This is a genomic window from Modicisalibacter coralii (genome assembly GCF_004117855.1).
GTDB lineage: Bacteria > Pseudomonadota > Gammaproteobacteria > Pseudomonadales > Halomonadaceae > Modicisalibacter > Modicisalibacter coralii.
On sequence record NZ_QWBW01000037.1, the window covers coordinates 21,119 to 45,333 of the forward strand.

The window sequence follows — 24,215 nt, forward strand, 5'->3', positions numbered from 1 at the left end:
GAACGGCGCCGGGCCTTATCTTAGGGGCGCTGACAACGTCGTCGAGCGCAGACATTTCGTTAACGCCCTCTTAGCCGCCGAGCTGATAGCGCACCGGTGTCGGCGAAGCCTGACTCGACAGCCCCAGCCACTCGGCGGCGACCCGGCCGAAACGGCGCGACAGCCGCTCGAACGGATCGACCTCCGGCGTGTAGTCCTCGACACGCACGCCACCGAAACGCTCCCGGGCGAGCTGATCGACGCTCTCGAGGCCATCCACCAGCCCCAGCCCCACGGCCTGCTCGCCGGTCCACACCAGCCCCGAGAACAGTCGCGGGTCGTCGCCGAGCCGATCGCCGCGACCAGCCTTGACGTCCTCGATGAACTGACGATGGGTGGTATCCAGAATCTGCTGCCAGAAACGCCGCTGCTCGGGCGCGATATCGCTGAAGGGGTCCAGCAGGTCCTTGTTCTCGCCCGACGTGAAGACGCGCCGTTCGATGCCCAGCCGGCCGATGGCGTCCTGGAGACCGAAGCCCGAGTAGATCACCCCGATCGACCCCACCAGACTGGCCGGCGCCGCATGGATCTCGTCGGCGCCCGAGGCGATGTAATAGGCGCCGCTCGCGCCGATGTCCTCGATCACCGCGATGATCGGCTTGTCACCCTGGCCGGAAAGCCGCCGGAGTTCGGCATAGATGCGCTGCGACTGGACCGGGCTGCCACCGGGGCTGTTGATGTCGAGCACCACCGCCCGCACCTGCGGATCCTTCCAGGCCTGCCTCACGCCCTCGATGACCCGCTCGGCACTCGCCTGACGCTGGGCGTCGATCACCCCCTCCACGCGCACCACGCCCAGATGCGGGCCACCGGGCGCCGGCGTCCCCGCGGTACGCACGCCATAGAAGGCCACGCCGATGGCCGCCAGCAACAGGCTCGCGAACAGCAGGCGGAAGAACAGCTTCCAGCGCCGCGAGCGGCGCTGTTCCGTCAACACGCCCTGCATCCAGCGATCCATCATCTCGAGCTGCTGCAATCGCTGACGCTCGCGCAGGGTCTCGGCATCCGCCGCCTCGGGGGCCGACGCGGCGCGATGCTCCCCGCCCGGCGGCACCTCCTCTCCTTGCGTCCATCGATCATGGTCACGCTCGTCGCTCATCACCGCACCTCCCTGGGGGATGGAAAGAGGATTCGAATCCCGCTATCGACGCTCAACGCCAGAGCCAGTCGATCACCTCGGCGAAGCTCTCGGCATGGAACACCGGGGCGCAGGCCGCCAGCCGTTCGCGCGAATGCACGCCGTAGGCCACCGCCAACCGGTCCATGCCCAGCGCCCGGGCCATCTGCATGTCGTATTCCGTGTCGCCGATCATCAGCGCCTCGCCGGCCGCGACGCCGAGTTCTCCGAGCAGTTCCTCGAGCATCCGCGGGTCGGGCTTGGAGCGCGTCTCGTCGGCGGTGCGACTGGCGTGAAACCAGGCACCGCTGCCGGTGGCGGCAAAGGCGCGATCGAGACCGCGACGGCTCTTGCCGGTGGCGACGGCCAGTTGCAGGCCGGCCTCGTCGCGCAACCCGGCGATCCCCGCCTCCACCCCGGGGAAGAACGGCGTGGGGGTGCGGTCGGCCGCCACGAAACGCGCCGAGTAGGCCTGCCGCAGCCGTTCGGCGAGGGCCTCATCGATGCCCGGACACAAGCGGTCGATCGCCTCGGGCAGCCCCAGACCGATGATATCGCGGACCGCCTCCGGTGCCAGGGCCGACCAGCCGACGTCGAGGGCGGCCCCCTGCATGCACGCGACGATCCGCGCCTCGGAGTCCACCAGGGTGCCGTCCCAGTCGAAGATCACCAGGCGATAACGCCGACTCGTCATCATTCGCCTCCCCGCTCGCGGGCACGATCCAGGACCGCTTCCAGCTCCTCGCCCAGCGGCGCCCTGACCTGCACCGGACGGCCACTGCTGGGCTCGGGGAAGGTCAGCGAAGCCGCGTGCAGGAACAATCGCGAGAGGTTCAGCTGCGCCGACAGATGTCGCGACTCGCGGGTGGCGTACTTGTCGTCGCCCAGCAGTGCGTGGCCGGCATGCGCCGCATGCACGCGAATCTGGTGCGTGCGGCCGGTGACCGGCTGCGCCTCGACCAGGGTCGCGCCGGGCAACGTCTCGCGGACGGCGAAGCGCGTGCGCGCCACCTTGCCGGCAGGGTCGACACGCACGCGGCGCTCGCCGTTGCCGGCATCGTAGCGGTCCAGCCGCGCGCTGACGAAGTCGCGACGGGCCGGCCAGCGCCCGGCCACCAGCGCCAGATAACGCTTTTCCATCTTGTGCTGCTTGAGCGCGGCGTTCAGGGTCAGCAGCGCCGGTCGCGTCTTGGCCAGCAGCAGACAGCCCGAGGTATCGCGGTCGAGACGATGCACCAGCTCCAGAAAGTCGAGGTCCTCGCGCACCTGGCGCAGCGCCTCGATCAGGCCGATCTTCACACCGCTTCCCCCGTGCACCGGCAACCCCGACGGCTTGTTGATCACCAGCCAGTCCGGGCCTTCGATCAACACGTTGCCGGCGAGCAGGTTGCGCAGATTGTCGCTGACCTCGCGCACCGCTTCGGCCGGCGCCAGGCGCAAGGGGGGAATGCGCACCACATCGCCCGGCACCAGGCGATAGTCGGCCTTGATGCGCTTCTTGTTGACGCGCACCTCGCCCTTGCGAACGATGCGATAGATGAGCGCCCGCGGCGCCCCCTTGAGCCGCGTGTGCAGAAAATTGTCGATCCGTTGACCGGCATGCGCCTCGCCGATCTCGACCCATTGGATATCACGCCCTTCGGCCATTCAGCCTCCCTCTGACCCGCCGGCCAAGGTGGCCGGAAAGTGGCCATTCTAACCCAGTGCGCCCCGGTGACGGTCAATTGCCGCTGTGTCGCTTTACTGGTATATTCCGAACTCGCTCGGAGGGGTCCCAGTGCCCGTCTCAGGCGCCTGCACGACCAGCACGCAGGCCAGAGCCAAGAATCCGGCGACGGGGTTCGCCCCGCCGCCTTCGCAGTGAAGCAACGACGACGCCACGCCCGAGCCGGGCCGCCCACCATCATCGGCGGTCACGACCACGGGGATTATCAACACCGTGCCGGAGGCCGGCGTCGGCGAATCGAACAATGCCAGGTGTCTGGCGGTCGTCCGCAGGACCGGACGGGCACTCGCCCGCCGGGACACGTCCTGCCGCCGCCGCGTACTCAACATGCTCTTGCGGCGCCCGGTCAACTACCGGTCGCTGATGACACACACACGACATGCGCTGAGCACAGCACGAAGCAAGAAGCGGTTCGCCGTCGCCGACGCAAAAGGAATCGCTGGTCAGATAGACGTGCGGAAACAAGCACCACGCGCTTGGCGTACCGGGGCAGGCCTGACTCGAGTCGGCCCCTGCCGCTTCGCCCGCGCGCATCGTGAACCGCCCGCGCCGACATTTCAGCAGCGTTGTCCCCAGGCCCGCCTACCGGCGCGAGCCAACTAGCGAGACAACATGAAACGGATGCTCATCAACGCGACCCAGCCCGAAGAGCTGCGCGTCGCTCTGGTCGATGGACAGCGCCTCTACGATCTGGACATCGAGTCCGGCGCCCGAGAGCAAAAGAAAGCCAACATCTACCGCGGCAAGATCACCCGCGTCGAACCCTCCCTGGAAGCCGCCTTCGTCGACTTCGGCGCCGAACGTCACGGCTTCTTGCCGCTCAAGGAAATTTCCCGCGAATACTTCGTCAAGGACCCTTCCGGTCGCCCCAACATCAAGGAAGTGATCAAGGAAGGCCAGGAAGTCATCGTCCAGGTCGACAAGGAAGAACGCGGCAACAAGGGCGCGGCGCTGACCACCTTCATCAGCCTGGCGGGCCGTTTCCTGGTCCTGATGCCCAACAACCCGCGCGCCGGCGGCATCTCGCGGCGCATCGAGGGCGACGAGCGGGCCCAGCTCAAGGACGCCATGGGCGCCCTGACCCTGCCCGACAAGATGGGCGTGATCGTGCGTACCGCCGGGATCGGCCGCAGCACCGAGGAGCTGCAGTGGGACCTCGACTACCTCGCCCAGGTCTGGGAGGCGATCACCGAGGAAGCCGGCAAGCGCTCCGCCCCCTTCCTGATCTACCGCGAATCCAACGTCATCATCCGCGCCATGCGCGACTACCTGCGCCAGGACATCGGCGAGGTGCTGATCGACAGCCCCGAGGTACACCAGGAAGCGCTCGGCTTCATTCGTCAGGTGATGCCCTCCTACCAGCAGAAGATCAAGCTCTACGCCGACGACGTGCCGCTGTTCTCGCGCTTCCAGATCGAATCGCAGATCGAGACCGCCTACCAGCGCGAGGTCAAGCTGCCCTCCGGCGGTTCGGTGGTGATCGATCATACCGAGGCACTGGTCTCCATCGACATCAACTCGGCACGCGCCACCCGTGGCAGCGACATCGAGGAAACCGCCCTGCAGACCAACGTGGAGGCGGCCGACGAGATCGCCCGCCAGTTGCGCCTGCGTGACATCGGCGGCCTGGTGGTCATCGACTTCATCGACATGTCGCCGGCGCGCAACCAGCGCGAGGTCGAGAATCGCGTCCGCGATGCGCTCAAGCTCGACCGCGCCCGCGTGCAGATCGGGCGTATCTCGCGCTTCGGCCTGATGGAGATGTCACGCCAGCGCCTGCGTCCCTCGCTGGGCGAGACCAGCGGCGTGGTCTGCCCGCGCTGCGACGGCCAGGGCACCATCCGCGACGTGCGCTCGATGTCGCTGTCGATCATGCGCCTCATCGAGGAAGAGGCGATGAAGGAGCGCAGCGCCCAGATCCGCGCCATCCTGCCGATCCCCGTGGCGACCTACCTGCTCAACGAGAAGCGCGCCACCATCGCCGACATCGAAGCCCGGCAGGGCGTCAAGGTGATCCTGCTGCCCAGCGCCGAGATGGACACCCCCCACTACGACGTCCAGCGCCTGCGCGACGATCACGTCAGCGACGAAGGCGAGGACAAGTCGAGCTTCGAACTGTCCACCGATACCGAGGTCGGCAAGGAGCCCGATCTCACCCTGGCCAAGCCGATCCAGCGCAGCGAAGCGGCCGTCAAGAGCGTGGTCCACACCGCACCGGCACCCGCGTCCCTGCAGCAGGGCGCCGACGACGCCCAGCCCGCCGACGAGACTCCCGTCGTGGCGCCCAACGGCCTGCTCTCGCGCTTCTTCAAGGGCCTGGGCAAGCTGATCGGCCCCGCCGACGAGGCACCCTCCTCGAGCGCCCACCAGGACTCGCCGAGCCGCACGCCGGCGAGCGACAAGCCGGCGGCCGATACCGAGAGTCGCAACAACGGCGGCAACCGCAATCGCCGTCGCGACTCCCGCGACAGCCAACAGGGCGATAAACGGCGTGACGACGCCCGGCGCGACGACGCCCGGCGCGACGACAATCAGCGTGACGACGCCCGGCGTGACGACACCAAGCGCGACGACGCCCGGCGTGACGACGCCCGGCGTGACGGTGCTCGCCGCAACGATAACCGCCGTGACGACAACGCCCAACGCGACAAGTCGCGTGACGACAAGCGCAACGGCAAGTCCCCGCGCCAGGAGAACGGCGGTGACGAGCGCAAGCCCGGCCGCCAGAAGTCCGCGGATACAGAAAAGACCGACAAGCCGGCCACCAAGGGCGACAAAGGCGATAAGGGCGACAAGCCGGAGTCCCGCTCGCGCCGTGACGCCGGCAAGCCCGAGAAAAAGGAGCAGAAAGAGCAAAAGCCTGCGGAATCCGCGGAGCAGACCACCGCGGCGGACGGCAAGCCCAAGCGCACGCGCAACAACCCGCGTCAGCGTTCGCGCAAGCACGCCCTGAACCCGAAAGCCGTCACCGAGCAGGAGCGCCTGCAGGCCGAGGCCGCTGCCGAGCCGGCAAGCCCGGCGGCGTCGAGTGCCGAAGCCAGCGCAACCCCGGCGACCGACGCATCACGCCCGACCGAGACGACCCGCGACGCGACGCCGGCCAAGGCCGCCCAAGCGCCCGATACGGACGCCGCCGAGCCCGCGTCGGCCGACGAGAGCGCCAAGGACGAGGCCGCGACGGCGGCGACCGAGACACCGGCCGCCGGCGAACCGACTGCCAAGGCGCAGGGGCCGGCAACGTCCGGCGACAAGCCACGCGCGAAGAAGAGCGCGCGTCCGCGGCGCCCGGCGGCCGAGACCGCCAGCGAGCCGGCCGCGGCACAGGCCCCGGAGGACGACGCGACGGCGACCGGCAGGACCGAGTCGGCTCCTGCCGAGAACGATACGGCTCCCCGCGAAGCGAACCAGGCGACGCCCACGCCGGCATCGAGCGAATCGTCAGCGAGTCACCCGCAGAGCGCTGGCGACACGGAAGCCGCGACGTCCGACACCACGCCGCAACGCGATGCCCCTGCGGCGCAGACGGAAGATACCGACGCCCGTGCCCGGTCAGCCGGTTCGGATGACGCCGCAAGCACCGCGCCGGCCGCCGACGAGGCCATATCGACGCCCGGCGACGAAACCGTCGCAGCCACTGGCGATGCCGACCAGACCGCCACACAGGGCGACGAAACCGGCTCGGTCGACACTCGCTCGAAAGACCGCCAGTCAGCGCCCGCGGCCAGCGACACGGCCCCGGTAAACGACGCGGTCACCGAACCGAGTACGCCGACGACCGACGGCCAGGGCGAAGAACCCGCCGAGACGACTGCCGCAAGCCCGTCCGATACAGCGCAGCCTGCCGCAGCATCGGCTGCCGCAGCATCGGTGAGCGAAGAGACGACTGCTGCATCGCCTGCCAAGGAGACGGCTGCCGAAGAGACGACTGGCGAGGAAACCCCCGAGGCCAGCGAAAAAGGCAGCCGCCGTCGGCGTCGCCGGGCCCATAACGACCCCCGCGAACAGCGTCGTCAACAAAGCCAGACCGAAGAGGGCCGCTGAACGACGGTCACAAGGACCACGGGCGCCGCCACGGCGCCCGATGCCTCCCTTCACGCCCGCCATCCCCGATGGCGGGCGTTATCGTGTGGGTAGCACGATCACGCCAGTTGGGGGCGATCGACGAAGGCGGTCAGGGCGCGGATCAGATAGCGGATGTCGTGACTGCCGGCGGTCTCGCGGATCGAATGCATCGCCCATTGCGGAACGCCCACGTCGAGGGTCGGCACGCCGAGCTCGGTGGCGGTGATGGGGCCGATGGTGCTGCCGCAGGCCATGTCGGCCCGGGTCACGAAGCTCTGCACCGGCACCCCGGCCTCGCGACAGATGTCGCGGAACAGCGCGGCCGTCTCGCTGGTCGTGGCGTAGCGCTGGCTGGCGTTGACCTTGATCACCGGTCCGCCGTTGATCGCTGGCCCGTGGGCGGCATCGTGCTTGTCGGGAAAGTTGGGGTGCAGCGCGTGGGCATTGTCGCAGGAGATCAGCCGCGAGGCCTGGATCAACCGCACCAGCCCCTCCTCGCCGGCAACGCCGCACTGGGCATTGACACGCCGCACCACGTCGCCGAGGAACGGGCCCTGGGCGCCACAGGCGCTGGCACTGCCGACCTCCTCGTGATCGTTGGCCACCAGCAGCGCGCCCTGACGCCCCCGGGAATCGAGCAGCGCCTCGAGACCGCAGAAGCAGGACAGCAGATTGTCGAGGCGCGCCCCGGCGACGAGCTCTTCCTCGATGCCGACCCGGCTCGGCGGCTGGACATCGTACAGGCAGAGCTCGAAGGCCAGCGGCTCGACGTTCTCGAGGTTGTGCTGTTCGTAGAGCCAGCGCTTGATCAACGCCTCGAGATCCTGCTGCCCACCGCCCTGCAGCAGGACAGGCGCCATCTGGGTCTGGGCATTGAGCGCGCGGCCGTTGTTGGCTTCCCGGTCGAGATGGATCGCCAGGCTGGGGATCGTCGCGATGGGCCGGTCGATGTTGATCAGAACGCCCTGGGTACGCCCGTCGTCGCGCCGCACGTGGACGCGCCCGGCGAGCCCCAGGTCACGGTCGAACCAGGGCGCGAGCAGCGCACCGCCATAGACCTCGACGCCGAGCTGCAGCCAGTCGTGGTTGCGAAGCGCCGCATTGGGCTTCAAGCGCAGCCCCGGGCTATCGGTATGGGCGCCGATCATGCGCAGCGATTCGAGCGGCCCCTCGGGCAGCTGCAGGGCGATCAACGACGACGCGTTACGCGTGACGTAGACACGCTCTCCGGGGGTCAGGGTCCAGGCCTGGGTCTCGTCGAGACGCCGGAAACCGGCCTTCTCCAGGCGCTCGACCATGTTCGCCGTGGCGTGCCAGGGCGTCGGGGAGCGCTTAAGAAACGTGAGCAGTCGCTCTAGGGTCGGGTCTTGGGGCATGCTCATCCTCGTCAAGGTCTGTGTCTGGCGACACAGGCTGCTACAATGCGAAACCGGTTCGTGCCAGCCTGTCGCTCGTGCCGGTCACTTGGGGCCCACCGGGCCCAAGGAACGAAGTGTACATGAAACCGGGAGTGCTTCATTGATGAGCCTGATTGCAGCCACCCAGCGCGTACTGGTCCTCGTCCTGCTGATCGCGTTGGGTGTACCGGCATTCGCCGACATTACCCCCACGGATGCCCAGCGACAGGCCTCAATCGAAGTCGCGGAGTCATTGCAGTACGGCCATTACGCCGACGTCAAACTCGACGACGCCTGGTCGCAGCGCGCCTTCGACCGCTTCCTCGACGTCCTCGACTCGCAGCGGGCCTACCTTCTCCAGCGCGATGTCGATGCCTTCGACGACCTGCGCGACTCGCTCGACGAGGCGGTGACCCAGGGCCAGCTGGATCGGGTCTACGCCCTCTACGACCGCTACCAGCAACGCCTCGAGGCGCGTCTCGAATGGCTGCTGGCGCGCGTCGACGACGGTCTCGACTTCGATTACACCACCAGCGAGCGTCTCGCCCTGGACCGCGAAGGCGAACCCTGGGCCAGCGGCGAGTCCGCCCTCGATACGCTGTGGCAGAAGCGTCTGAAGAATGCCGCGCTGACACTGTCACTCAGCGATCAGTCACCCGAGGAGATTCACAAGACCCTGCACGATCGCTATGAAGGCCAGCTCTCGCGGGTCCGTCAGACCAACCCCGAAGACGTGCTGGAACTGTTCATGTCCGCCGTCACCGGCACCGTCGACCCGCACACCGAATACTTTTCGCCGCGCCAGAGCGAGTCGTTCGACATTCAGATGCGCCTGTCCCTGGAAGGCATCGGCGCCCTGCTCCAGACCGAGGGCGAGTACGTCAAGGTGGCCAGCCTGGTGCCCGGCGGTCCCGCCGACAAGAGTGGCGTGCTCCAGCCGGCCGACCGCATCGTCGCCGTCGGCCAGGGCGACAGCGGCGAGATGGTCAACGTCGTGGGCATGCGCCTGGACGACGTGGTCGACCTGATCCGCGGGCCCAAGGGGTCCACGGTGCGACTCGACATCGTTCCCGCCAAGGCCGTGGACGTCACGCGCTCCCACGTGGTCAAGATCGTCCGCGACACCGTGGAACTCGAGGACCAGGCCGCCAGCAGCGAAGTGGTGACCCTGCACCGCGACGACGGCGACCATCGCATCGGGGTGATCAAGATCCCCACCTTCTACGTCGACTTCGATGCCTGGCAGGCCGGCGAGGCGGACTACCGCAGTTCGACCCGCGACGTCGCCAAGGAGATCGACAAGCTCAAGGCGCAGAACGTCGAGGGGATTCTTCTCGACCTGCGCAACAACGGCGGCGGCGCCCTGCAGGAAGCCAATTCGCTGGTCGGCCTGTTCATCGATCGCGGCCCCACCGTCCAGGTCCGCGACGCCCGCGGTCGCATCAGCCTGTATGGCGACACCGACAGCGGCGTCTCCTACGACGGGCCGCTCGGCGTGCTGGTCAACCGGCTGTCCGCCTCCGCCTCCGAGATCCTCGCCGGCGCGCTCCAGGATTACGGCCGCGCGCTGATCATCGGCAGCGGCACCTTCGGCAAGGGCACGGTCCAGACGCTCAACGACCTGAGCCACGGCCAGATCAAGCTGACCCGCGCCAAGTTCTACCGCGTCTCCGGCGAGAGCACGCAACTGCGCGGCGTGACCCCGGACATCCAGTTCCCCAGCCTGATCGACCCCGACACCATCGGCGAAAGCAGCCTCGACAATGCTCTGCCGTGGGATACGGTGCGTGCCGTCCAGTATCGCCAGTACGGGTATCCGGCGCGCTATCTCGATACCCTCGAGGCCCGCCACGAGGCGCGCACCGCGTCGGACCCCAACTTCACCTATCTCGAGCAGCAGGCCAGCCTGGTCAAGAAGCTCCGCGAGCAGCAGACCACCATCAGTCTCAACCGGGAACAGCGCCAGAAAGAGATGGACGCCCAGGAGAAGGAACAGCTGGCCCTCGAGAATCGTCGCCGTCAGGCACTCGGCATGACGCCTCTCGACAACTGGGTCGACGCCCGCAATGCCGACGACGATGAGCAGGAAGACGACGTGCAGCCGGTCGACCGCGCCCAGGTGATCGAAGGCTCCGAGATCGTGCTCGATTACGCCGGACTCACCCGGTCCCGCTGAACCTTATCGGCGGGTCTGCCGGCTCGCGGTACAGCGTGCCGCCGCCCTTACGGGGCGGCGGCGTCTCGTATCGAGCCCGGGAGACCGACCATGCCCAGCCTCGCCCATCGCTGCCTGTCGACCGCCACCCTGACACTCGCGCTGGCGTTCGCCTTGCCGGCCGTCCGGGCCGCGCCCCGGCCCTGCCCCGACCGGCCCCCCGAACAATTGCGTCACGACCTGACGCAACTCTCGGAGCGGATTCAGCATTGGGCCGAGGCCTACTACCAGCACGGCACCCGCCTGGTCGAGGACGGGGTCTACGATGCCGCCAAGCGGCGCCAGGCGCACTGGCGACACTGCCTGGGTCTGACCGAACCCGCTTCTCAGGCCCATGCCCCCACCGATGGCCGCGTACGCCATCCCGTGGTCCAGACCGGGCTGGACAAGGCTCCCTCCCGCCAGGCGATCGCCGACTGGCTGCGCGCCCGCCGACACCGGACACTGTGGATCCAGCCCAAGGTCGACGGCGTCGCCATCACCCTGCTCTACGAACACGGCCGCCTCAGCGAAGCCATCAGCCGCGGCGACGGACGACGCGGCCAGAACTGGCTTCCCCAGGCGCACCGGATCGCGGCCATCCCCGAGAGACTGCCCGACGCCCCGCCGCGGGTCGTGCTGCAGGGCGAACTCTACGCGAAGCGACCCGGACACGTGCAGGCGCGCGACGGCACCGACGGTGCCCGCGCCGCGATCAGCGGCCTGATGGCCCGCGACACCCTGGATGCCGAGGCCGCCGCGCGCATCGGCCTGTTCGTCTGGGACTGGCCGGACGGCCCTGGCACCATGGCCTCGCGACTCGACCGGCTGGCTGCCTGGGGCTTTACCCGGACCCGGCGCAACACGCGCCGCGTCGACGATCTGCACGACGTGGTGAGTCAGCGCCAGCAGTGGTATCGCCACGCCCTGCCCTTCGCCAGCGATGGCATCGTGCTGCGCCAGAGCCGGCGCCCGGCGGCATCGACCTGGCGCCCCGAACCGCCCGACTGGGCGATCGCCTGGAAATATCCAGCGCAACGTACACTGGCCTCTGTCGAGCGCATCGACTTCTCGATCGGCCGCACCGGGCGCATCACGCCCATCGCCCGACTCGACCCGGTCACGCTCGACGACCGTACCGTCACCCGGGTCAGCCTCGGCTCGCTAGACCACTGGCGAGCGCTGGACGTGCGTCCCGGCGACCAGGTGCGGGTTTCCCTGGCCGGGCTGACCATTCCGCACCTCGACTCGGTGGAGCTGCGTGTCGAGCCCAGACCACCGGTCGAGGCTCCCGAGCCCGGCGATTACCACGCCTTCAGCTGCCTGACCCCTTCGCCCGGTTGTCGCCAGCAGTTTCTGGCGCGCCTGGTGTGGCTTTCCGGCGACCAGGGGCTCGACATCGACGGGCTCGGCGAAAGCCGCTGGCAACAATTGGTGGACGCGGGGCTGGTCACGTCACTGCTGGACTGGCTGGACCTGCAAAGCGCCCAGCTCGAGGCGCTCGATGGCGTGGGGCCGGTCAGGGCCGGCAACTGGACGGCCGCTTTCGACGCGGCACGCGGGGCGCCCGACAGCGCCTGGCTGAGCGCCCTGGGGCTGCCCAGTGTCGCTCCGAGCGCCCTGGAACAGGATGGCCATTTCGCCGGCATCGAGGCGCTTGCCGCACGAAAGCGGGCTGACTGGCGGCGCATCGAGGGTATCGGCGAGGTCGGTGCCGACGCGCTCTGGCGCTTCTTCCATGAGCCTGGCACCCGGGAGCTGCTGGACGAACTGGCCGAACGGGGCATCCTGGCTCGCTGAAAGCGCCCGCAAACGACGACGCCACGCCGGTTGGCGTGGCGTCGTCGGCACGACTCGGGGTGATCAGTTGTTGGACATCGAGTCGACGCCCGACAAACTCAACATCCTCAGGAATTCACGCCGCGTCGCCGGATCCTCGCGGAAGGTGCCCAGCATGCGGCTGGTCACCAGGCTGGCGCCGGGCTTGTGGACACCGCGCGTGGTCATGCACTGATGCGAGGCCTCGATGACCACCGCGACGCCCTGCGGCTGCAACACCTCGTGCAGCGTATCGGCGATCTGCACGGTCATCTTTTCCTGGATCTGCAGGCGCTTGGCATAGACTTCGACCAGGCGCGCCAGCTTGGAAATGCCCACGACGCGCCGGTCGGGAATGTAGCCGATGTGGGCCTTGCCGATGATCGGGGCCATGTGATGCTCGCAATGGCTCTCGAAACGGATGTCGTTCATGACGATCATCTCGTCATAGCCCTCGACTTCCGAGAAGGTGCGCTCGAGGATACTCACCGGGTCGGACGTGTAGCCGGCAAAGAATTCCTCGTAGGCACGCGCAACCCGGGCGGGCGTGTCGATCAGCCCCTCGCGCTCGGGATCGTCGCCCGCCCAGCGAATCAATGTCCTTACGGCGTTTTCCGCCTCTTCACGGCTCGGAGGTGTCGATGCCATGCTAACCCTCATGAAATCAGGCACGTTCGGGTCACACCCGCGCCAGGCCTGGCCGGCGGGCTGAAACCAGTGGATGGGCTGCAATAAGCCTGACGAGAGGATATCACGAACCTCATGGACGGGTCCCCCGGACCGGTCGCCGCCGGACGCGCTCTGTTGAAAGGCGTCGAAGCGGCATGTTATAGACATCACACGCGCCGATCACCCATGGATTGCAATGTCTGACGTCGAGCATGAATGCCTGATCTCGGTGGGTTCCAACATCGACCCACACCGCCACATCGCCATGGCCACGGCGATTCTCGAGGCCGAATGCCGACTCCTCGCCGCCTCCACCATCATCGAGACCGCCCCGGTCGGTTATCAGGCACAACCCAACTTTTTCAACGGCGCCTATCTGGTCACCACTGCGCTCGATTACGCCGACTTCCGTCAGTACCTCAAGCGTGTCGAGGATCGCCTGGGACGCCGCCGCGGCCCGATCAAGTCGGGGCCCCGCACCCTCGATCTGGATATCGTGCTCTGGGACCGCCGGGTCGTGGACACCGACGCCCTGCAGCAGGACTACGTCATGGTCCCCGTTCGGGAAGTTCTGGAGAAATCGGGTATCGTGCTCGCGCCCTTCACGGCCTGAACTCTCGGGCCGAAGCAGCACTCTGCCTGCGTCGCTCACTGGGCGAAGACACGCACGACGATTCCGACGAATGCCGGACCGGGAAAGAAAACAGGAAGGTAACGCTAGACCATCGCCGCCGGGCTGGCTCCCCGAGCAGGACTCGAACCTGCGACCCAATGATTAACAGTCATTTGCTCTACCAACTGAGCTATCGGGGAATGACGCGGCAATGTGAGATGTCGATGTTGGCTCCCCGAGCAGGACTCGAACCTGCGACCCAATGATTAACAGTCATTTGCTCTACCAACTGAGCTATCGGGGAACATCGAAACATGTGTCGTCGCACCACGGAGCGAACTCCGTCGAGCGCGTGGCGTTGGTTGGCTCCCCGAGCAGGACTCGAACCTGCGACCCAATGATTAACAGTCATTTGCTCTACCAACTGAGCTATCGGGGAACAACGCCTGAGCACGCGGCGTAGTATACGGATTCCTTTTCATTCGTCAAGACTTACGTCCGACGTCCGAGTGCCGCGGCAGGGCCTGCGACGCAAGACGCCCATCGACCAGGGCCGATGGGCGTCTCGAGAAATCCTGGTGGCTACGCCCTGATTCGAACAGGGGACCCCATCATTATGAGTGATGTGCTCTAACCAGCTGAGCTACGTAGCCACTAGCCGCCCGGCCAGCAGGCCGAACGGGGGCGAATTATGCCTGCCGAACGTACGGCTGGCAAGTCCGGGCCCTACTGGGCAATGTCCAGCGACTGCTTGACCGCCGGCAGGCCCTGACCGCCGTCGACCGTGGTGACGCCCTCGAGCCAGCCGTCGAGCACGCCGGGATGCGCCTTGAGCCAGCTGCGTGCCGCCGCCGCGGGCTTGTCGCCATCGTCCATGATCGCGCCCATCACCTGGTTCTCCATGTCGAGGGTGAACGTCAGGTTCTCGAGCAGCTGGCCGACATTGGCGCACTCGTCGACATAACCGGCACGCGTGTTGGTGTAGACGGTGGCGCCGCCGTAATCGGGCCCGAAGTAGTCGTCGGCGCCCTCGAGGTAAGCCATGTCGAAGTTGGTGTTCATCGGATGCGGCTCCCAGCCCAGGAACACCATCCACCCCTGATTTTTCACCTTGGACTTGAGTTCCGCCAGCATGCCCGCCTCGGAGGAATCGATCAGCTGCCAGTCGCCGAGCCCGAAGGCGTCGTCGTCGATCATGTCCTGGATCAGCATGTTGCCGTCGTTGCCGGCCTCGATGCCATACAGGTGATGCCCGAACTTGTCGGCGTGCTTGTCGAGATCGGCGACCGAGGTGACACCGGCGTCGTAGACGTATTGCGGCACCGCCAGGGTGTACTTCGCCCCTTCCAGGTTGGCACCGACCCGGTCGACCTGCCCCTTGTCGACGTAGGGGTCACTGATCGACGCCATCGACGGCATCCAGTTGCCCAGGAAGACATCGAAATCGCCATTCTTCATGCCGGCGTAGGCGATCGGCACGGAGACCGTGTCGCTGGTCACGTCATAGCCGAGCCCTTCGAGAACCTGCGTCGTCAGCGCGGTGGTCGCGGTGATGTCCGTCCAGCCGACCTCGGCAAAGCGCACGGTCTGGCAACTCTGCGGCACGTCGGCCATGGCCAGCGGGGACATCGACACCAGCAGACCGCCGGCGATCAGGGTGAGAGACGTCTTGTTGCTCATGGATGCTTTCTCCTGCGGGTTGGCGTCCAGATGCTCGAATCGAGCACTTCGATAACATCAAATTATGCGATACTCGCTTTCACATTCCACTATACAATAACTTTTTATTGATTGAACGTTCAATAAAAGCATTGCACACTATAGCCCAACGAGGCGTGAACGCTCGGCGTCGGCTTTCAACGCCAGCGACGCCCGCCTCGGCAAGACAGCAGAGGAGAAGCCCGTGCCCAAGGTCGGAATGGAACCCATACGGCGGCGGCAACTGATCAAGGCCACCATGGAAGCGATCGACGAGGTCGGTCTGGCGGATGCCACCGTGGCGCGGATCGCCAGGCGCGCCGGCGTGTCGGCGGGGATCATCAGTCATTATTTCGGCGGCAAGGACGGTCTGCTCGAAGCCACCATGCGCCAGATCCTCCAGGACCTGGGCGAAGCGGTGGCGACACGCCGCAGGCGGTCGCTGGACGACAGCCCGGAAGCGCATATCCGAGCCATCATCGACGGCAACTTCGATCGCAGCCAGACCAGCCAGTCGGTGATGAAGACCTGGCTCGCCTTCTGGGCCTCGAGCATGCACCGCCACGATCTGCAGCGTCTGCAGCGCGTCAACGACCGGCGGCTGTATTCCAACCTCTGCTGCCAGTTCCGGCGCTGTCTGACGCATGCCGAGGCCCGTCGGGCGGCCCGCGGGCTGGCGGCGATGATCGACGGCCTGTGGCTGCGCGGGGCCCTGGCCCCGGAAGGGCTCGACATCGAGCGCGCCCGGCATCTGGCTTACAACTATCTTGACGAACGACTGGCCCGCGCCGACTGCTACGCCTGAGCGGTGCGACCTTCATCCAACGATCACGGAGGCTGTCATGGCCACACTCGAAACCCAGCAACTCTATATCGGCGGACGCCGGGTGGACGCCACCTCCGGTGAGACCTTCGAGACCGTCAACCCGGCCAACGGCGAGGTCCTGGCCGACGTCCAGCAGGCATCGGCCGACGACGTCGACCGCGCCGTCGCCTCGGCCCGGGAAGGCCAGCGGACCTGGGCGGCGATGACCGGCCTGGAGCGCAGCCGCATCCTGCATCGTGCCGTCGCCCTGCTGCGCGAGCGCAACGACGAGATCGCGCACCTCGAGACCCTGGACACCGGCAAGCCGATCAGCGAGACCCGGGCGGTGGACATCGTCACCGGCGCCGATTCACTGGAGTACTACGCCGGCCTGGCGCCGGCCATCGAGGGCACGCAGATACCGCTGCGCGAGGATTCCTTCGTCTACACCCGCCGCGAGCCGCTGGGCGTGATCGGCGCGATCGGCGCCTGGAACTACCCGATCCAGATCGCCTGCTGGAAGAGCGCCCCGGCACTGGCGGCGGGCAACGCCGTGGTCTTCAAGCCCAGCGAGGTCACCCCGCTGACGACCATGCTGCTGGCCGAGATCCTCACCGAGGCGGGCCTGCCCGACGGTGTGTTCAACATCGTTCACGGCGACGGCCGGGTCGGCGAGCTGCTGACCCAGCACGCCGACATCGACAAGATCACCTTCACCGGCGAAGCCGGGACCGGCAAGAAGGTGATGTCCGCGGCGGCCGGCTCGACCCTCAAGGAAGTGACCATGGAACTGGGCGGCAAGTCGCCGCTGATCGTCTTCGACGACGCCGATCTGAATCGTGCCGCCGACGCGGCGATGATGGCCAACTTCTACTCCAGCGGTCAGGTCTGTACCAACGGCACGCGCGTGTTCGTGCACCGTTCGATCAAGAGCGCCTTCGAGGCCAAGGTCAAGGAGCGCGTCGAGCGCATCAAGGCCGGCGATCCGCTCGACGAGGGGGTCAACTTCGGCCCGCTGGTCAGCTTCGAGCATCTCGAAAAGGTCCAGGGCTATATCGACCTCGGCAAGCAGGAAGGCGCCCGCGTGCTGGTCGGCGGCGAGCGCTGGAACCACGGCGACTTCGCCAAGGGCGCCTGGGCGGCCCCCACGGTCTTCACCGACTGCCGCGACGACATGCGCATCGTCCGCGAGGAGATCTTCGGCCCGGTGATGTCGATCCTGGTCTTCGACGACGAGGAAGAGGTCATCCGGCGCGCCAACGCCACCCCCTACGGTCTCGCCGCCGGGCTGTTCAGCGAGGGGCTCAACCGCGCCCATCGGGTCATTCACCGGCTGCAGGCGGGGATCTGCTGGATCAACACCTGGGGCGACTCGCCCGCCGAAATGCCGGTCGGCGGCTACAAGGAATCGGGCATCGGGCGCGAGAACGGCCTGTCGTCGCTCGATCAGTACACCCAGATCAAGTCCGTGCAGATCGAGATGGGCCCCTTCCCGGCCGTGTTCTGATCCGGCCCGGGCCGGCCGTCATGGCCGGCCCCTGCGCCCGCTCTCGCCTTGATCCGTTCGACCATTCGCAGGAGGGCCACCCATGACGCAGGCTCGTGAATACGACTACATCATCATCGGCGCCGGTTCCGCCGGCAACGTGCTCGCCACCCGTCTCACCGAGGACCCCGACGTGCAGGTCCTGCTGCTCGAGGCCGGCGGCCCCGACTACCGTTTCGACTTCCGCACCCAGATGCCGGCGGCGCTCGCCTACCCGCTGCAGGGCAAGCGCTACAACTGGGCCTTCGAGACCGACCCGGAGCCCCACATGGACAACCGCCGCATGGAATGCGGACGCGGCAAGGGGCTGGGCGGATCGTCGCTGATCAACGGCATGTGCTACCTGCGCGGCAATGCGCTCGACTACGACAACTGGGCCAGGACACCGGGCCTCGAGGACTGGAACTATCTCGCGTGCCTGCCCTACTTCAAGCGTGCCGAGACGCGCGACATCGGTCCCAACGACTATCACGGCGGCGACGGGCCGGTCTCGGTCGCCACGCCCAAGCCAGGCAACAACGAGCTCTACGGCGCCTTCATCCAGGCCGGCATCGAGGCCGGCTACCCGGCCACCGAGGACGTCAACGGTTACCAGCAGGAAGGCTTCGGCCCCATGGACCGCACCACCACGCCGAACGGGCGGCGGGCATCCACGGCGCGCGGCTATCTGGACATCGCCAGGCAGCGTCCCAACCTGACCATCGAGACCCACGCCCTGACCGACCGCATCCTCTTCACGGGCAAGCGCGCGGTGGGCGTGAGCTACGCCCGCAAGGGACAGGCGCAGGAAGTGCGGGCGCGCCGCGAGGTGCTGCTGTGCGGCGGTGCCATCGCCTCGCCGCAGATCCTGCTGCGTTCCGGCGTCGGCAACCCCGAGCACCTCGCGGCATTCGACATTCCCGTGGTCCACGACCTGCCCGGCGTCGGCGAGAACCTCCAGGACCACCTGGAGATGTACATCCAGTACGAATGCAAGAAGCCGATCTCGCTGTATCCGGCGCTCAAGTGGTACAACCAGCCGAAGATCGGCGCCGAATGGCTGTTCCTGGGCAGGGGGATCGGCGCCAGCAACCAGTTCGAGGCGGCGGGCTTCATCCGTACCCACGATGCCGAGGCGTGGCCCAACCTGCAGTACCACTTCCTGCCGATCGCCATCAGCTACAACGGCAAGAGCGCGGTGCAGGCGCACGGCTTCCAGGCCCACGTCGGTTCGATGCGCTCGATGAGCCGCGGGCGTATCCGCCTGACGTCCCGCGACCCCAAGGCGGCGCCCAGCATCCTGTTCAACTACATGTCCAGGGACAAGGACTGGCAGGAGTTCCGCGACGCCATTCGCCTCACCCGCGAGATCATCGCTCAGCCGGCGATGGACGAGTATCGCGGCCGCGAGATATCCCCCGGTCCCGACGTGCAGAGTGACGCCGAGCTCGACGCCTTCGTCCGCCAGCATGCCGAGACCGCCTATCACCCGGCCGGTTCTTGCAAGATGGGCCATGACGAGATGGCGGTGGTCGACGGCGCCGGCCGCGTTCACGGCCTCGAGGGCCTGCGGGTGATCGACGCCTCGATCATGCCGGTCATCGCCACCGGCAATCTCAACGCGCCGACGATCATGATCGCCGAGAAGATGGCCGACAAGGTGCGCGGCCGCGAGCCGCTGCCCAGGGCCGAGGTGCCCTACTACGTCGCCGGCGACGCCCCGGCCCGCCAGGCACCCCGGCGCCCGGCCTGACAGCCCAGGGTTCTCTTGCCTGCCCCGCCCATGCGGGGCTTTTTTGTGGGGGAGCGATACGCCCGGGGCTGGTCAGACGGGGATAAATGCACTAGGCTGAAGCGTATTCAAACGCACGTTCGAATCCGTCTGCCGCCATCCTCGGAGATGCCCATGACTGCCCTGTTACTCGTCATCCTGACCGTCATCGGTCTGATCGTCGTCATGCGCCGTGAAGCCGGCGCCGTCGCGGCGCTTGCCGTGCCCGGCCTTCTGGGCCTGGTCGGCCTCGTCGCGGGGGCACCGGTCACCGGCGTGGTACTGCTGGTGATCGCCGCCGCCATCGCCGCCTGCGGACTGCCCGTGCTGCGCCGGCAATGGCTGTCGCCGCGTGCCTTCGCGTTGTTTCGCAAGGTCGCCCCCAAGGTCTCGGACACCGAGCGCTCGGCTCTCGAGGCCGGCAGCGTCGCCTGGGACGGCGAACTGTTCTCCGGGCGTCCCGACTGGCAGAGCCTGCTGAGCTATCGGGACGACGGCCTCAGCGACGAGGAACGCGCCTTCATCGATCACCAGTGCTCGGTGGCCGCCGGCATGTGCAACAGCTGGGAGACCGCCCGCGAGCGCGCCGACCTGCCCGAAGCATTGTGGGAGTACCTCAAGAAGGAACGCTTCTTCGGCATGATCATCCCCAAGGAGTACGGTGGACTGGGCTTCTCGGCCAAGGCGCAGTCGGCGGTGCTGCAGAAGCTGGTGGTCAACGAGACGCTGATGATCTCGGTGGGCGTGCCCAACTCGCTCGGCCCCGGCGAACTGTTGCTCAAGTACGGCACCGAGGCCCAGAAGAACCATTACCTGCCGCGGCTCGCCGACGGCCGCGAGATCCCCTGCTTCGGCCTCACCGGCCCGCGTGCCGGCTCGGACGCCACGTCGCTGCCCGACGTGGGCGTCGTCTGCCGTGGCGAGTACCAGGGCGAGGAAGTCCTGGGCCTGAAGCTGACCTTCGAGAAGCGCTGGATCACCCTGGCGCCGATCGCCACCGTGGTGGGCCTGGCGTTTCGCATGTTCGACCCCGACAAGCTGCTCGGCGACGACAGCGACCTGGGCATCACCTGCGCGCTGATCCCCCGGGACACCCCGGGAATGGAGATCGGCCGCCGCCACCACCCCATCGGCAGCCCCTTCATGAACGGCCCGATCGTCGGCCGGGACGTCTTCATTCCGCTCGACTTCATCATCGGCGGCCCCGAGATGGCCGGCCACGGCTGGCGCATGCTGGTCGAATGCCTGTCGGTGGGCCGCTGCATCACCCTGCCCTCCGGCGCCGCCGGGGTGGGCCGCTACGCCAGCGGCTGGTCGGGCGGTTTCACCCGCGTGCGCCGTCAGTTCAACGTGCCGGTGGCCGAGATGGAGGGCGTCCAGGAGCCGCTGGCCCGCATGACCGCCCATGCCTACATCGCCCAGGCGGCGGTGATGCAGACTGCCAACATGATCGACCACGGCGTCAAGCCGGCGGTGCCCTCAGCGATCCTCAAGAGCCAGTTGACCGAATTCCAGCGCCAGATCCTCGCCGACGCCATGGACGTTCACGGCGGCAAGGCGGTGACCCTGGGGCCGCGCAACTACCTGGGGCTGGGCTGGAGCGCCGTGCCGGTGTCGATCACCGTCGAGGGTGCCAACATCATGACCCGCAACCTGATGATCTTCGGCCAGGGGGCGATCCGCTGCCATCCTTACGTGCTCGAGGAACTCGCCGCCAAGGACGCCGACGATGCCGTGGCCTTCGACAAGGCGTTCTTCGGCCATGTCGGGCTGATCTTCGGCAACGCCGCCCGCGCCTTCACCCAGGCGTTCGGCCTGGGTCGCCCCGGCGTGCCCTTCGACGAGGTCGCCGCGCCCTACGCCCGGGACGTCGCCCGTCTGTCGGCCGGCTTCAGCCTGTGCGCCGACGCCGCCATGGCCAGCCTGGGCTCGAGTCTCAAGAAACGCGAGATGCTCTCGGCGCGACTCGGCGACGTGCTGTCGAACCTCTATCTGATCTCGATGGTGATCAAGCACTGGCACGAGACCGACACCGTCGAGCACGAGGCGGCGCTGTTCCATTACAGCTGCCGGACCCTGCTCTACCGTGCCGAACAGGCCTTCATCGAACTGTTCGACAATCTGCCGAATCGCGGCCTGGCGACGGGCCTGGCGGCGATCGTCATGCCGCTGGGGCGGCGCTGGAAGAAACCCGACGATGCCCTGACCCGCGAAATCGCCCAGGCGATTTCCAACGCCACGGCGCTGCGCGGCAAGATGCTGCTCGACACCTGGGATACCCAGCAGGAAGGCGAGCAGGACAACCCGCTGGCCCGCTACAACGCGCTGCTCGCCGACTACCCGCGTGCCGAGCCGCTCTATCGGACGATCAACAAGGCCTATGCCAAGGGCGAGCTGCCCGCCGAGGCCCTGCATCCCGAACAACGTCTGGATGCCGCCCTCGAGGCGGGGCTGATCGGCGAGGAGGACGCCGCCTTCATGCGCGCCTATGAAGCGGAAGTCCTCGAGATGCTCACCGTCGATTCGTTCCCCTTCGACGCCTTCGCGACCGAGAAGGACAAGGTGGTCTGGCACGACGCCGCCTGATCCCTTGCCACTGTCGCAAGTGCAGCGCCCCGGCCTGATCGGCCGGGGCGCTGTCGTTTCGCGGGGGACTCTTTCACATCGCCGGAGGGGTCAGCGGGGCCGTTCGACGACCTCGAGGCGCACCGGGGCGATGCCGCTGGCGACCATGTCCAGGCGTTGCGCCGCCCGGTAGGACAGATCGATGACCCGCCCCGGCGTGAACGGCCCGCGGTCGTTGATGCGCACCACCACCTCACGGCCATTGTCGAGGTTGGTGACCCGTACCCGGGTGCCGAACGCCAGGCGCCGGTGGGCCGCGGTCAGCGACGCGCGGTCGTAGCGTTCGCCGCTGGCGGTCCGTGAGCCCTGATAGGCATCGCTGTAATAGGCGGCCCGGCCGCTCTGCAGGGGCGTGCCTTCCCCGCTGCGGGAGTCAACCCCGGCACAGCCGGCGAGCAGCGTCAGGGCCACCACGGCAAGCCCCGCCCGGCAGGTTCTTGGTCCCGGCATCAGGGCAGCAGAATCGTCGAGCCGGTGGTCCGGCGCGAGGCCAGTGCCTGCTGCGCCTCGCCGGCCCTGTCGAGCGGGTAGCGCTGGCCGATGGCGACCTCGACCTGGCCGCTCTCGAGCCTCTCGAACAGGTCGCGGCACATCGACTCGAAACGCTCGCGGGTATCGGCGTAGCCGTTGAGGCTCGGTCGCGTGACGTAGAGCGCGCCCTTCTGGTTGAGGATGCCGATATTGACGTTCTCGACCGGCCCCGAGGCGTTGCCGAAGCTGACCATCAGGCCGCGCTTCTGCAGGCAGTCCAGGGAGGTCTCCCAGGTGTCCTTGCCCACCGAGTCGTAGACCACCGGCACCATCTCGCCGCCGGTCAGCTCGCGGACCCGCTCGACCACGTTCTCGCGGGTGTAGTCGATGGTCGCCCAGGCGCCGTTGGCCTTCGCCAGTTCGGCCTTCTCGGGAGAACTGACGGTGCCGATCAGCTTGACGCCCAGCGCCTTCGCCCACTGACAGGCGATCGAGCCGACCCCGCCGGCCGCGGCGTGAAAGAGAATCGTCTCGCCGGATTCGACGCGATGGGTCTGGCGCAGCAGGTACTGCACCGTCAGGCCCTTGAGCATCGAGGCCGCGGCGGTCTCGAAGTCGATGCCGTCGGGCAAGACCACGACCTTCTCGGCGGGCAGCACGTGCAGCTCGGCATAGGCGCCCAGCGGACCCTGGGCGTAGGCGACGCGATCGCCGACCGCGAGGTGGTACACGCCCTCGCCGACGGCATCCACTACCCCGGCGCCCTCGGTACCCAGCCCGGAGGGCAGGCTCGGCGCCGGATACAACCCGGTACGAAAATAGATATCGATGAAGTTGAGCCCCACCGCCCGGTTGGCGATGCGCACCTCGCCCGGGCCGGGCTCGGCGGGGGCCGCGTCGACGACCTCGAGTACCTCGGGGCCGCCGGTACGGGAAAACTGGATAGACTTGGCCATGGCCGACTTTCCTTATTCAGCGAACGAAACCGCTTCACCCTACAACCGCCCCGGGCCGGACGCCAGCCAGGCATCACCGGCCTGGAGGCCGTCACAATGTCGCCGGGAACGCCTCGAGCCCGCGCACGAAACGCGTCTTGTAGCCGTCGAACAACGCGCGGTCCTGCTTGAACGACTGCATCACCGCGTTGCCGTCGAAATTCAGGCTGGTCGGCAGATCGGCCAGGTCGGTCGGCGGATGCCCGGGGGCCAGGCCGATGCGCAGGTCGCCCGGCGCGTCCAGCCAGCGTGCGATGCCACAACGCTCGAACATCGCCTGCTGGGTCGCGTCGGTGGCATTGACGCGCAGCGGCATGCGTTCGGCCAGCGCCGCGACCAGGCGCTCGGCGGGGGCGTCGACGTCGGCCTCCTCGAGACCGGTCATCAGCGCCAGCTCCACGCTGCGCCCCTCGCGGTCGAAGACCAGCAGCGCCAGCGCCACGGGCCGCGCGGCATCGTCGACCAGTGCCACCACCCGCGCCGCCTCCTGACGGAACAGCACGCCCAGCGTCCCGGCGAAGGTCGCCAGCGGGGCGAGACCCGCCTGGTGACCATAGACCTCGGCGCACAGCCGCGCCAGACAGGCCTCGCGGGGCTGCGACTCTTTCACGTGCACGACTCTCATGCGTGGTTTCCTCGCTCGATGATCGGCGCCGAAGCCTAGCATATCCCGCCCCCTCGCCCCTACGC

At 67.6% G+C, this 24,215-nt stretch carries 17 protein-coding genes and 4 tRNA genes; 8 read left to right on the plus strand and 13 right to left on the minus strand.

Annotation, left to right across the window (positions count from 1 at the left end; all coding sequences use genetic code 11):
• Positions 1-70: 70 nt before the first annotated feature.
• From sppA to D0901_RS17855, 3 genes are read right to left on the minus strand one after another with little or no spacing between them, the layout of a single operon-like run.
• A complete protein-coding gene (gene sppA, locus D0901_RS17845; RefSeq protein ID WP_129141656.1) occupies positions 71-1,138 on the minus strand; it encodes a signal peptide peptidase SppA in 1,068 nt (355 codons plus the stop codon).
• Between the two features lie 52 nt (positions 1,139-1,190).
• Positions 1,191-1,850 (minus strand): HAD-IA family hydrolase, encoded by a 660-nt coding sequence (locus D0901_RS17850; RefSeq protein WP_129141657.1) that lies wholly within the window; start codon positions 1,848-1,850, stop codon positions 1,191-1,193.
• Positions 1,850-2,803 carry an RluA family pseudouridine synthase gene (locus D0901_RS17855; protein ID WP_129141658.1) on the minus strand — a complete coding sequence of 318 codons (954 nt, stop codon included), beginning with the start codon at positions 2,801-2,803 and terminating at the stop codon, positions 1,850-1,852. Before D0901_RS17855 ends, D0901_RS17850 begins: the two co-directional genes overlap by 1 nt.
• Before the next feature lie 691 nt (positions 2,804-3,494).
• Here D0901_RS17855 and rne point away from each other — a divergent pair.
• On the plus strand, positions 3,495-6,923 hold the full coding sequence (rne, locus tag D0901_RS17860) for a ribonuclease E (RefSeq protein ID WP_129141659.1): 3,429 nt from the start codon (positions 3,495-3,497) through the stop codon (positions 6,921-6,923).
• Positions 6,924-7,021: 98 nt separating this feature from the next.
• On the opposite strand, the gene D0901_RS17865 is transcribed toward rne, so the two are convergent.
• Positions 7,022-8,320, minus strand: a complete 1,299-nt coding sequence (locus D0901_RS17865) for a M18 family aminopeptidase (RefSeq protein ID WP_129141660.1) — start codon at positions 8,318-8,320, stop codon at positions 7,022-7,024.
• Between the two features lie 145 nt (positions 8,321-8,465).
• Here D0901_RS17865 and D0901_RS17870 point away from each other — a divergent pair, with 145 nt between their 5' ends.
• Together D0901_RS17870 and ligB are read left to right on the plus strand one after the other, a co-directional pair.
• Entirely contained in the window at positions 8,466-10,517 is a 2,052-nt protein-coding gene (locus D0901_RS17870) for a carboxy terminal-processing peptidase (RefSeq protein ID WP_129141661.1), read from the plus strand.
• A 90-nt stretch (positions 10,518-10,607) separates the two neighbouring features.
• A complete protein-coding gene (gene ligB / locus D0901_RS17875; RefSeq protein ID WP_129141662.1) occupies positions 10,608-12,335 on the plus strand; it encodes an NAD-dependent DNA ligase LigB in 1,728 nt (575 codons plus the stop codon).
• Positions 12,336-12,398: 63 nt separating this feature from the next.
• Here the strand turns inward: ligB and folE are convergent, their stop codons facing one another.
• The gene (gene folE / locus D0901_RS17880) at positions 12,399-13,001 is read right to left on the minus strand and encodes a GTP cyclohydrolase I FolE (RefSeq protein ID WP_224416963.1); all 603 of its coding nucleotides are present in this window, start codon (positions 12,999-13,001) and stop codon (positions 12,399-12,401) included.
• A gap of 217 nt (positions 13,002-13,218) precedes the next feature.
• Between folE and folK the strand changes: the two genes are divergently transcribed.
• Positions 13,219-13,635 (plus strand): 2-amino-4-hydroxy-6-hydroxymethyldihydropteridine diphosphokinase, encoded by a 417-nt coding sequence (folK, locus tag D0901_RS17885; protein ID WP_129141664.1) that lies wholly within the window; start codon positions 13,219-13,221, stop codon positions 13,633-13,635.
• Positions 13,636-13,759: 124 nt separating this feature from the next.
• Here the strand turns inward: folK and D0901_RS17890 are convergent.
• From D0901_RS17890 to D0901_RS17910, 5 genes are all read right to left on the minus strand, one after another.
• Positions 13,760-13,835 (minus strand) — tRNA-Asn (locus tag D0901_RS17890).
• Between the two features lie 28 nt (positions 13,836-13,863).
• A tRNA-Asn gene (locus D0901_RS17895) sits at positions 13,864-13,939 on the minus strand.
• Between the two features lie 59 nt (positions 13,940-13,998).
• A tRNA-Asn gene (locus D0901_RS17900) sits at positions 13,999-14,074 on the minus strand.
• A gap of 137 nt (positions 14,075-14,211) precedes the next feature.
• Positions 14,212-14,288: transfer RNA gene (locus D0901_RS17905), tRNA-Met, on the minus strand.
• Between the two features lie 73 nt (positions 14,289-14,361).
• Positions 14,362-15,315: a choline ABC transporter substrate-binding protein gene (locus D0901_RS17910; protein WP_129141665.1), complete on the minus strand. Its 954-nt coding sequence runs from the start codon at positions 15,313-15,315 to the stop codon at positions 14,362-14,364.
• 223 nt (positions 15,316-15,538) lie between these two features.
• Between D0901_RS17910 and betI the strand changes: the two genes are divergently transcribed.
• The 4 genes from betI (at position 15,539) to D0901_RS17930 (ending at position 22,020) form a co-directional block, all read left to right on the plus strand.
• On the plus strand, positions 15,539-16,138 hold the full coding sequence (gene betI / locus D0901_RS17915) for a transcriptional regulator BetI (RefSeq protein WP_203234899.1): 600 nt from the start codon (positions 15,539-15,541) through the stop codon (positions 16,136-16,138).
• Positions 16,139-16,175: 37 nt separating this feature from the next.
• Positions 16,176-17,645 (plus strand): betaine-aldehyde dehydrogenase, encoded by a 1,470-nt coding sequence (betB, locus tag D0901_RS17920; protein WP_129141666.1) that lies wholly within the window; start codon positions 16,176-16,178, stop codon positions 17,643-17,645.
• Between the two features lie 82 nt (positions 17,646-17,727).
• The gene (gene betA / locus D0901_RS17925; RefSeq protein WP_129141667.1) at positions 17,728-19,416 is read left to right on the plus strand and encodes a choline dehydrogenase; all 1,689 of its coding nucleotides are present in this window, start codon (positions 17,728-17,730) and stop codon (positions 19,414-19,416) included.
• Between the two features lie 153 nt (positions 19,417-19,569).
• On the plus strand, positions 19,570-22,020 hold the full coding sequence (locus D0901_RS17930; protein ID WP_129141668.1) for an acyl-CoA dehydrogenase: 2,451 nt from the start codon (positions 19,570-19,572) through the stop codon (positions 22,018-22,020).
• Positions 22,021-22,110: 90 nt separating this feature from the next.
• Here the strand turns inward: D0901_RS17930 and D0901_RS17935 are convergent, their stop codons facing one another.
• The 3 genes from D0901_RS17935 to D0901_RS17945 form a co-directional block, all read right to left on the minus strand.
• The gene (locus D0901_RS17935; protein ID WP_129141669.1) at positions 22,111-22,509 is read right to left on the minus strand and encodes a septal ring lytic transglycosylase RlpA family protein; all 399 of its coding nucleotides are present in this window, start codon (positions 22,507-22,509) and stop codon (positions 22,111-22,113) included.
• Positions 22,509-23,486 (minus strand): NADPH:quinone reductase, encoded by a 978-nt coding sequence (locus D0901_RS17940; protein ID WP_129141670.1) that lies wholly within the window; start codon positions 23,484-23,486, stop codon positions 22,509-22,511. Before D0901_RS17940 ends, D0901_RS17935 begins: the two co-directional genes overlap by 1 nt.
• Positions 23,487-23,577: 91 nt before the next feature.
• Complete coding sequence (locus D0901_RS17945) at positions 23,578-24,150, minus strand: hypothetical protein (RefSeq protein WP_129141671.1); 573 nt, start codon at positions 24,148-24,150, stop codon at positions 23,578-23,580.
• Positions 24,151-24,215: the final 65 nt, after the last annotated feature.

What these genes read in the sequence shown, in the direction of transcription:
- sppA (WP_129141656.1), bottom strand. Translation starts at nt 1,138, where the DNA reads ATGAGCGACGAGCGTGACCATGATCGATGGACGCAAGGAGAGGAGGTG.
- D0901_RS17850 (WP_129141657.1), bottom strand. Translation starts at nt 1,850, where the DNA reads ATGACGAGTCGGCGTTATCGCCTGGTGATCTTCGACTGGGACGGCACC.
- D0901_RS17855 (WP_129141658.1), bottom strand. Translation starts at nt 2,803, where the DNA reads ATGGCCGAAGGGCGTGATATCCAATGGGTCGAGATCGGCGAGGCGCAT.
- rne (WP_129141659.1), top strand. Translation starts at nt 3,495, where the DNA reads ATGAAACGGATGCTCATCAACGCGACCCAGCCCGAAGAGCTGCGCGTC.
- D0901_RS17865 (WP_129141660.1), bottom strand. Translation starts at nt 8,320, where the DNA reads ATGCCCCAAGACCCGACCCTAGAGCGACTGCTCACGTTTCTTAAGCGC.
- D0901_RS17870 (WP_129141661.1), top strand. Translation starts at nt 8,466, where the DNA reads ATGAGCCTGATTGCAGCCACCCAGCGCGTACTGGTCCTCGTCCTGCTG.
- ligB (WP_129141662.1), top strand. Translation starts at nt 10,608, where the DNA reads ATGCCCAGCCTCGCCCATCGCTGCCTGTCGACCGCCACCCTGACACTC.
- folE (WP_224416963.1), bottom strand. Translation starts at nt 13,001, where the DNA reads ATGGCATCGACACCTCCGAGCCGTGAAGAGGCGGAAAACGCCGTAAGG.
- folK (WP_129141664.1), top strand. Translation starts at nt 13,219, where the DNA reads ATGTCTGACGTCGAGCATGAATGCCTGATCTCGGTGGGTTCCAACATC.
- D0901_RS17910 (WP_129141665.1), bottom strand. Translation starts at nt 15,315, where the DNA reads ATGAGCAACAAGACGTCTCTCACCCTGATCGCCGGCGGTCTGCTGGTG.
- betB (WP_129141666.1), top strand. Translation starts at nt 16,176, where the DNA reads ATGGCCACACTCGAAACCCAGCAACTCTATATCGGCGGACGCCGGGTG.
- betA (WP_129141667.1), top strand. Translation starts at nt 17,728, where the DNA reads ATGACGCAGGCTCGTGAATACGACTACATCATCATCGGCGCCGGTTCC.
- D0901_RS17930 (WP_129141668.1), top strand. Translation starts at nt 19,570, where the DNA reads ATGACTGCCCTGTTACTCGTCATCCTGACCGTCATCGGTCTGATCGTC.
- D0901_RS17935 (WP_129141669.1), bottom strand. Translation starts at nt 22,509, where the DNA reads ATGCCGGGACCAAGAACCTGCCGGGCGGGGCTTGCCGTGGTGGCCCTG.
- D0901_RS17940 (WP_129141670.1), bottom strand. Translation starts at nt 23,486, where the DNA reads ATGGCCAAGTCTATCCAGTTTTCCCGTACCGGCGGCCCCGAGGTACTC.
- D0901_RS17945 (WP_129141671.1), bottom strand. Translation starts at nt 24,150, where the DNA reads ATGAGAGTCGTGCACGTGAAAGAGTCGCAGCCCCGCGAGGCCTGTCTG.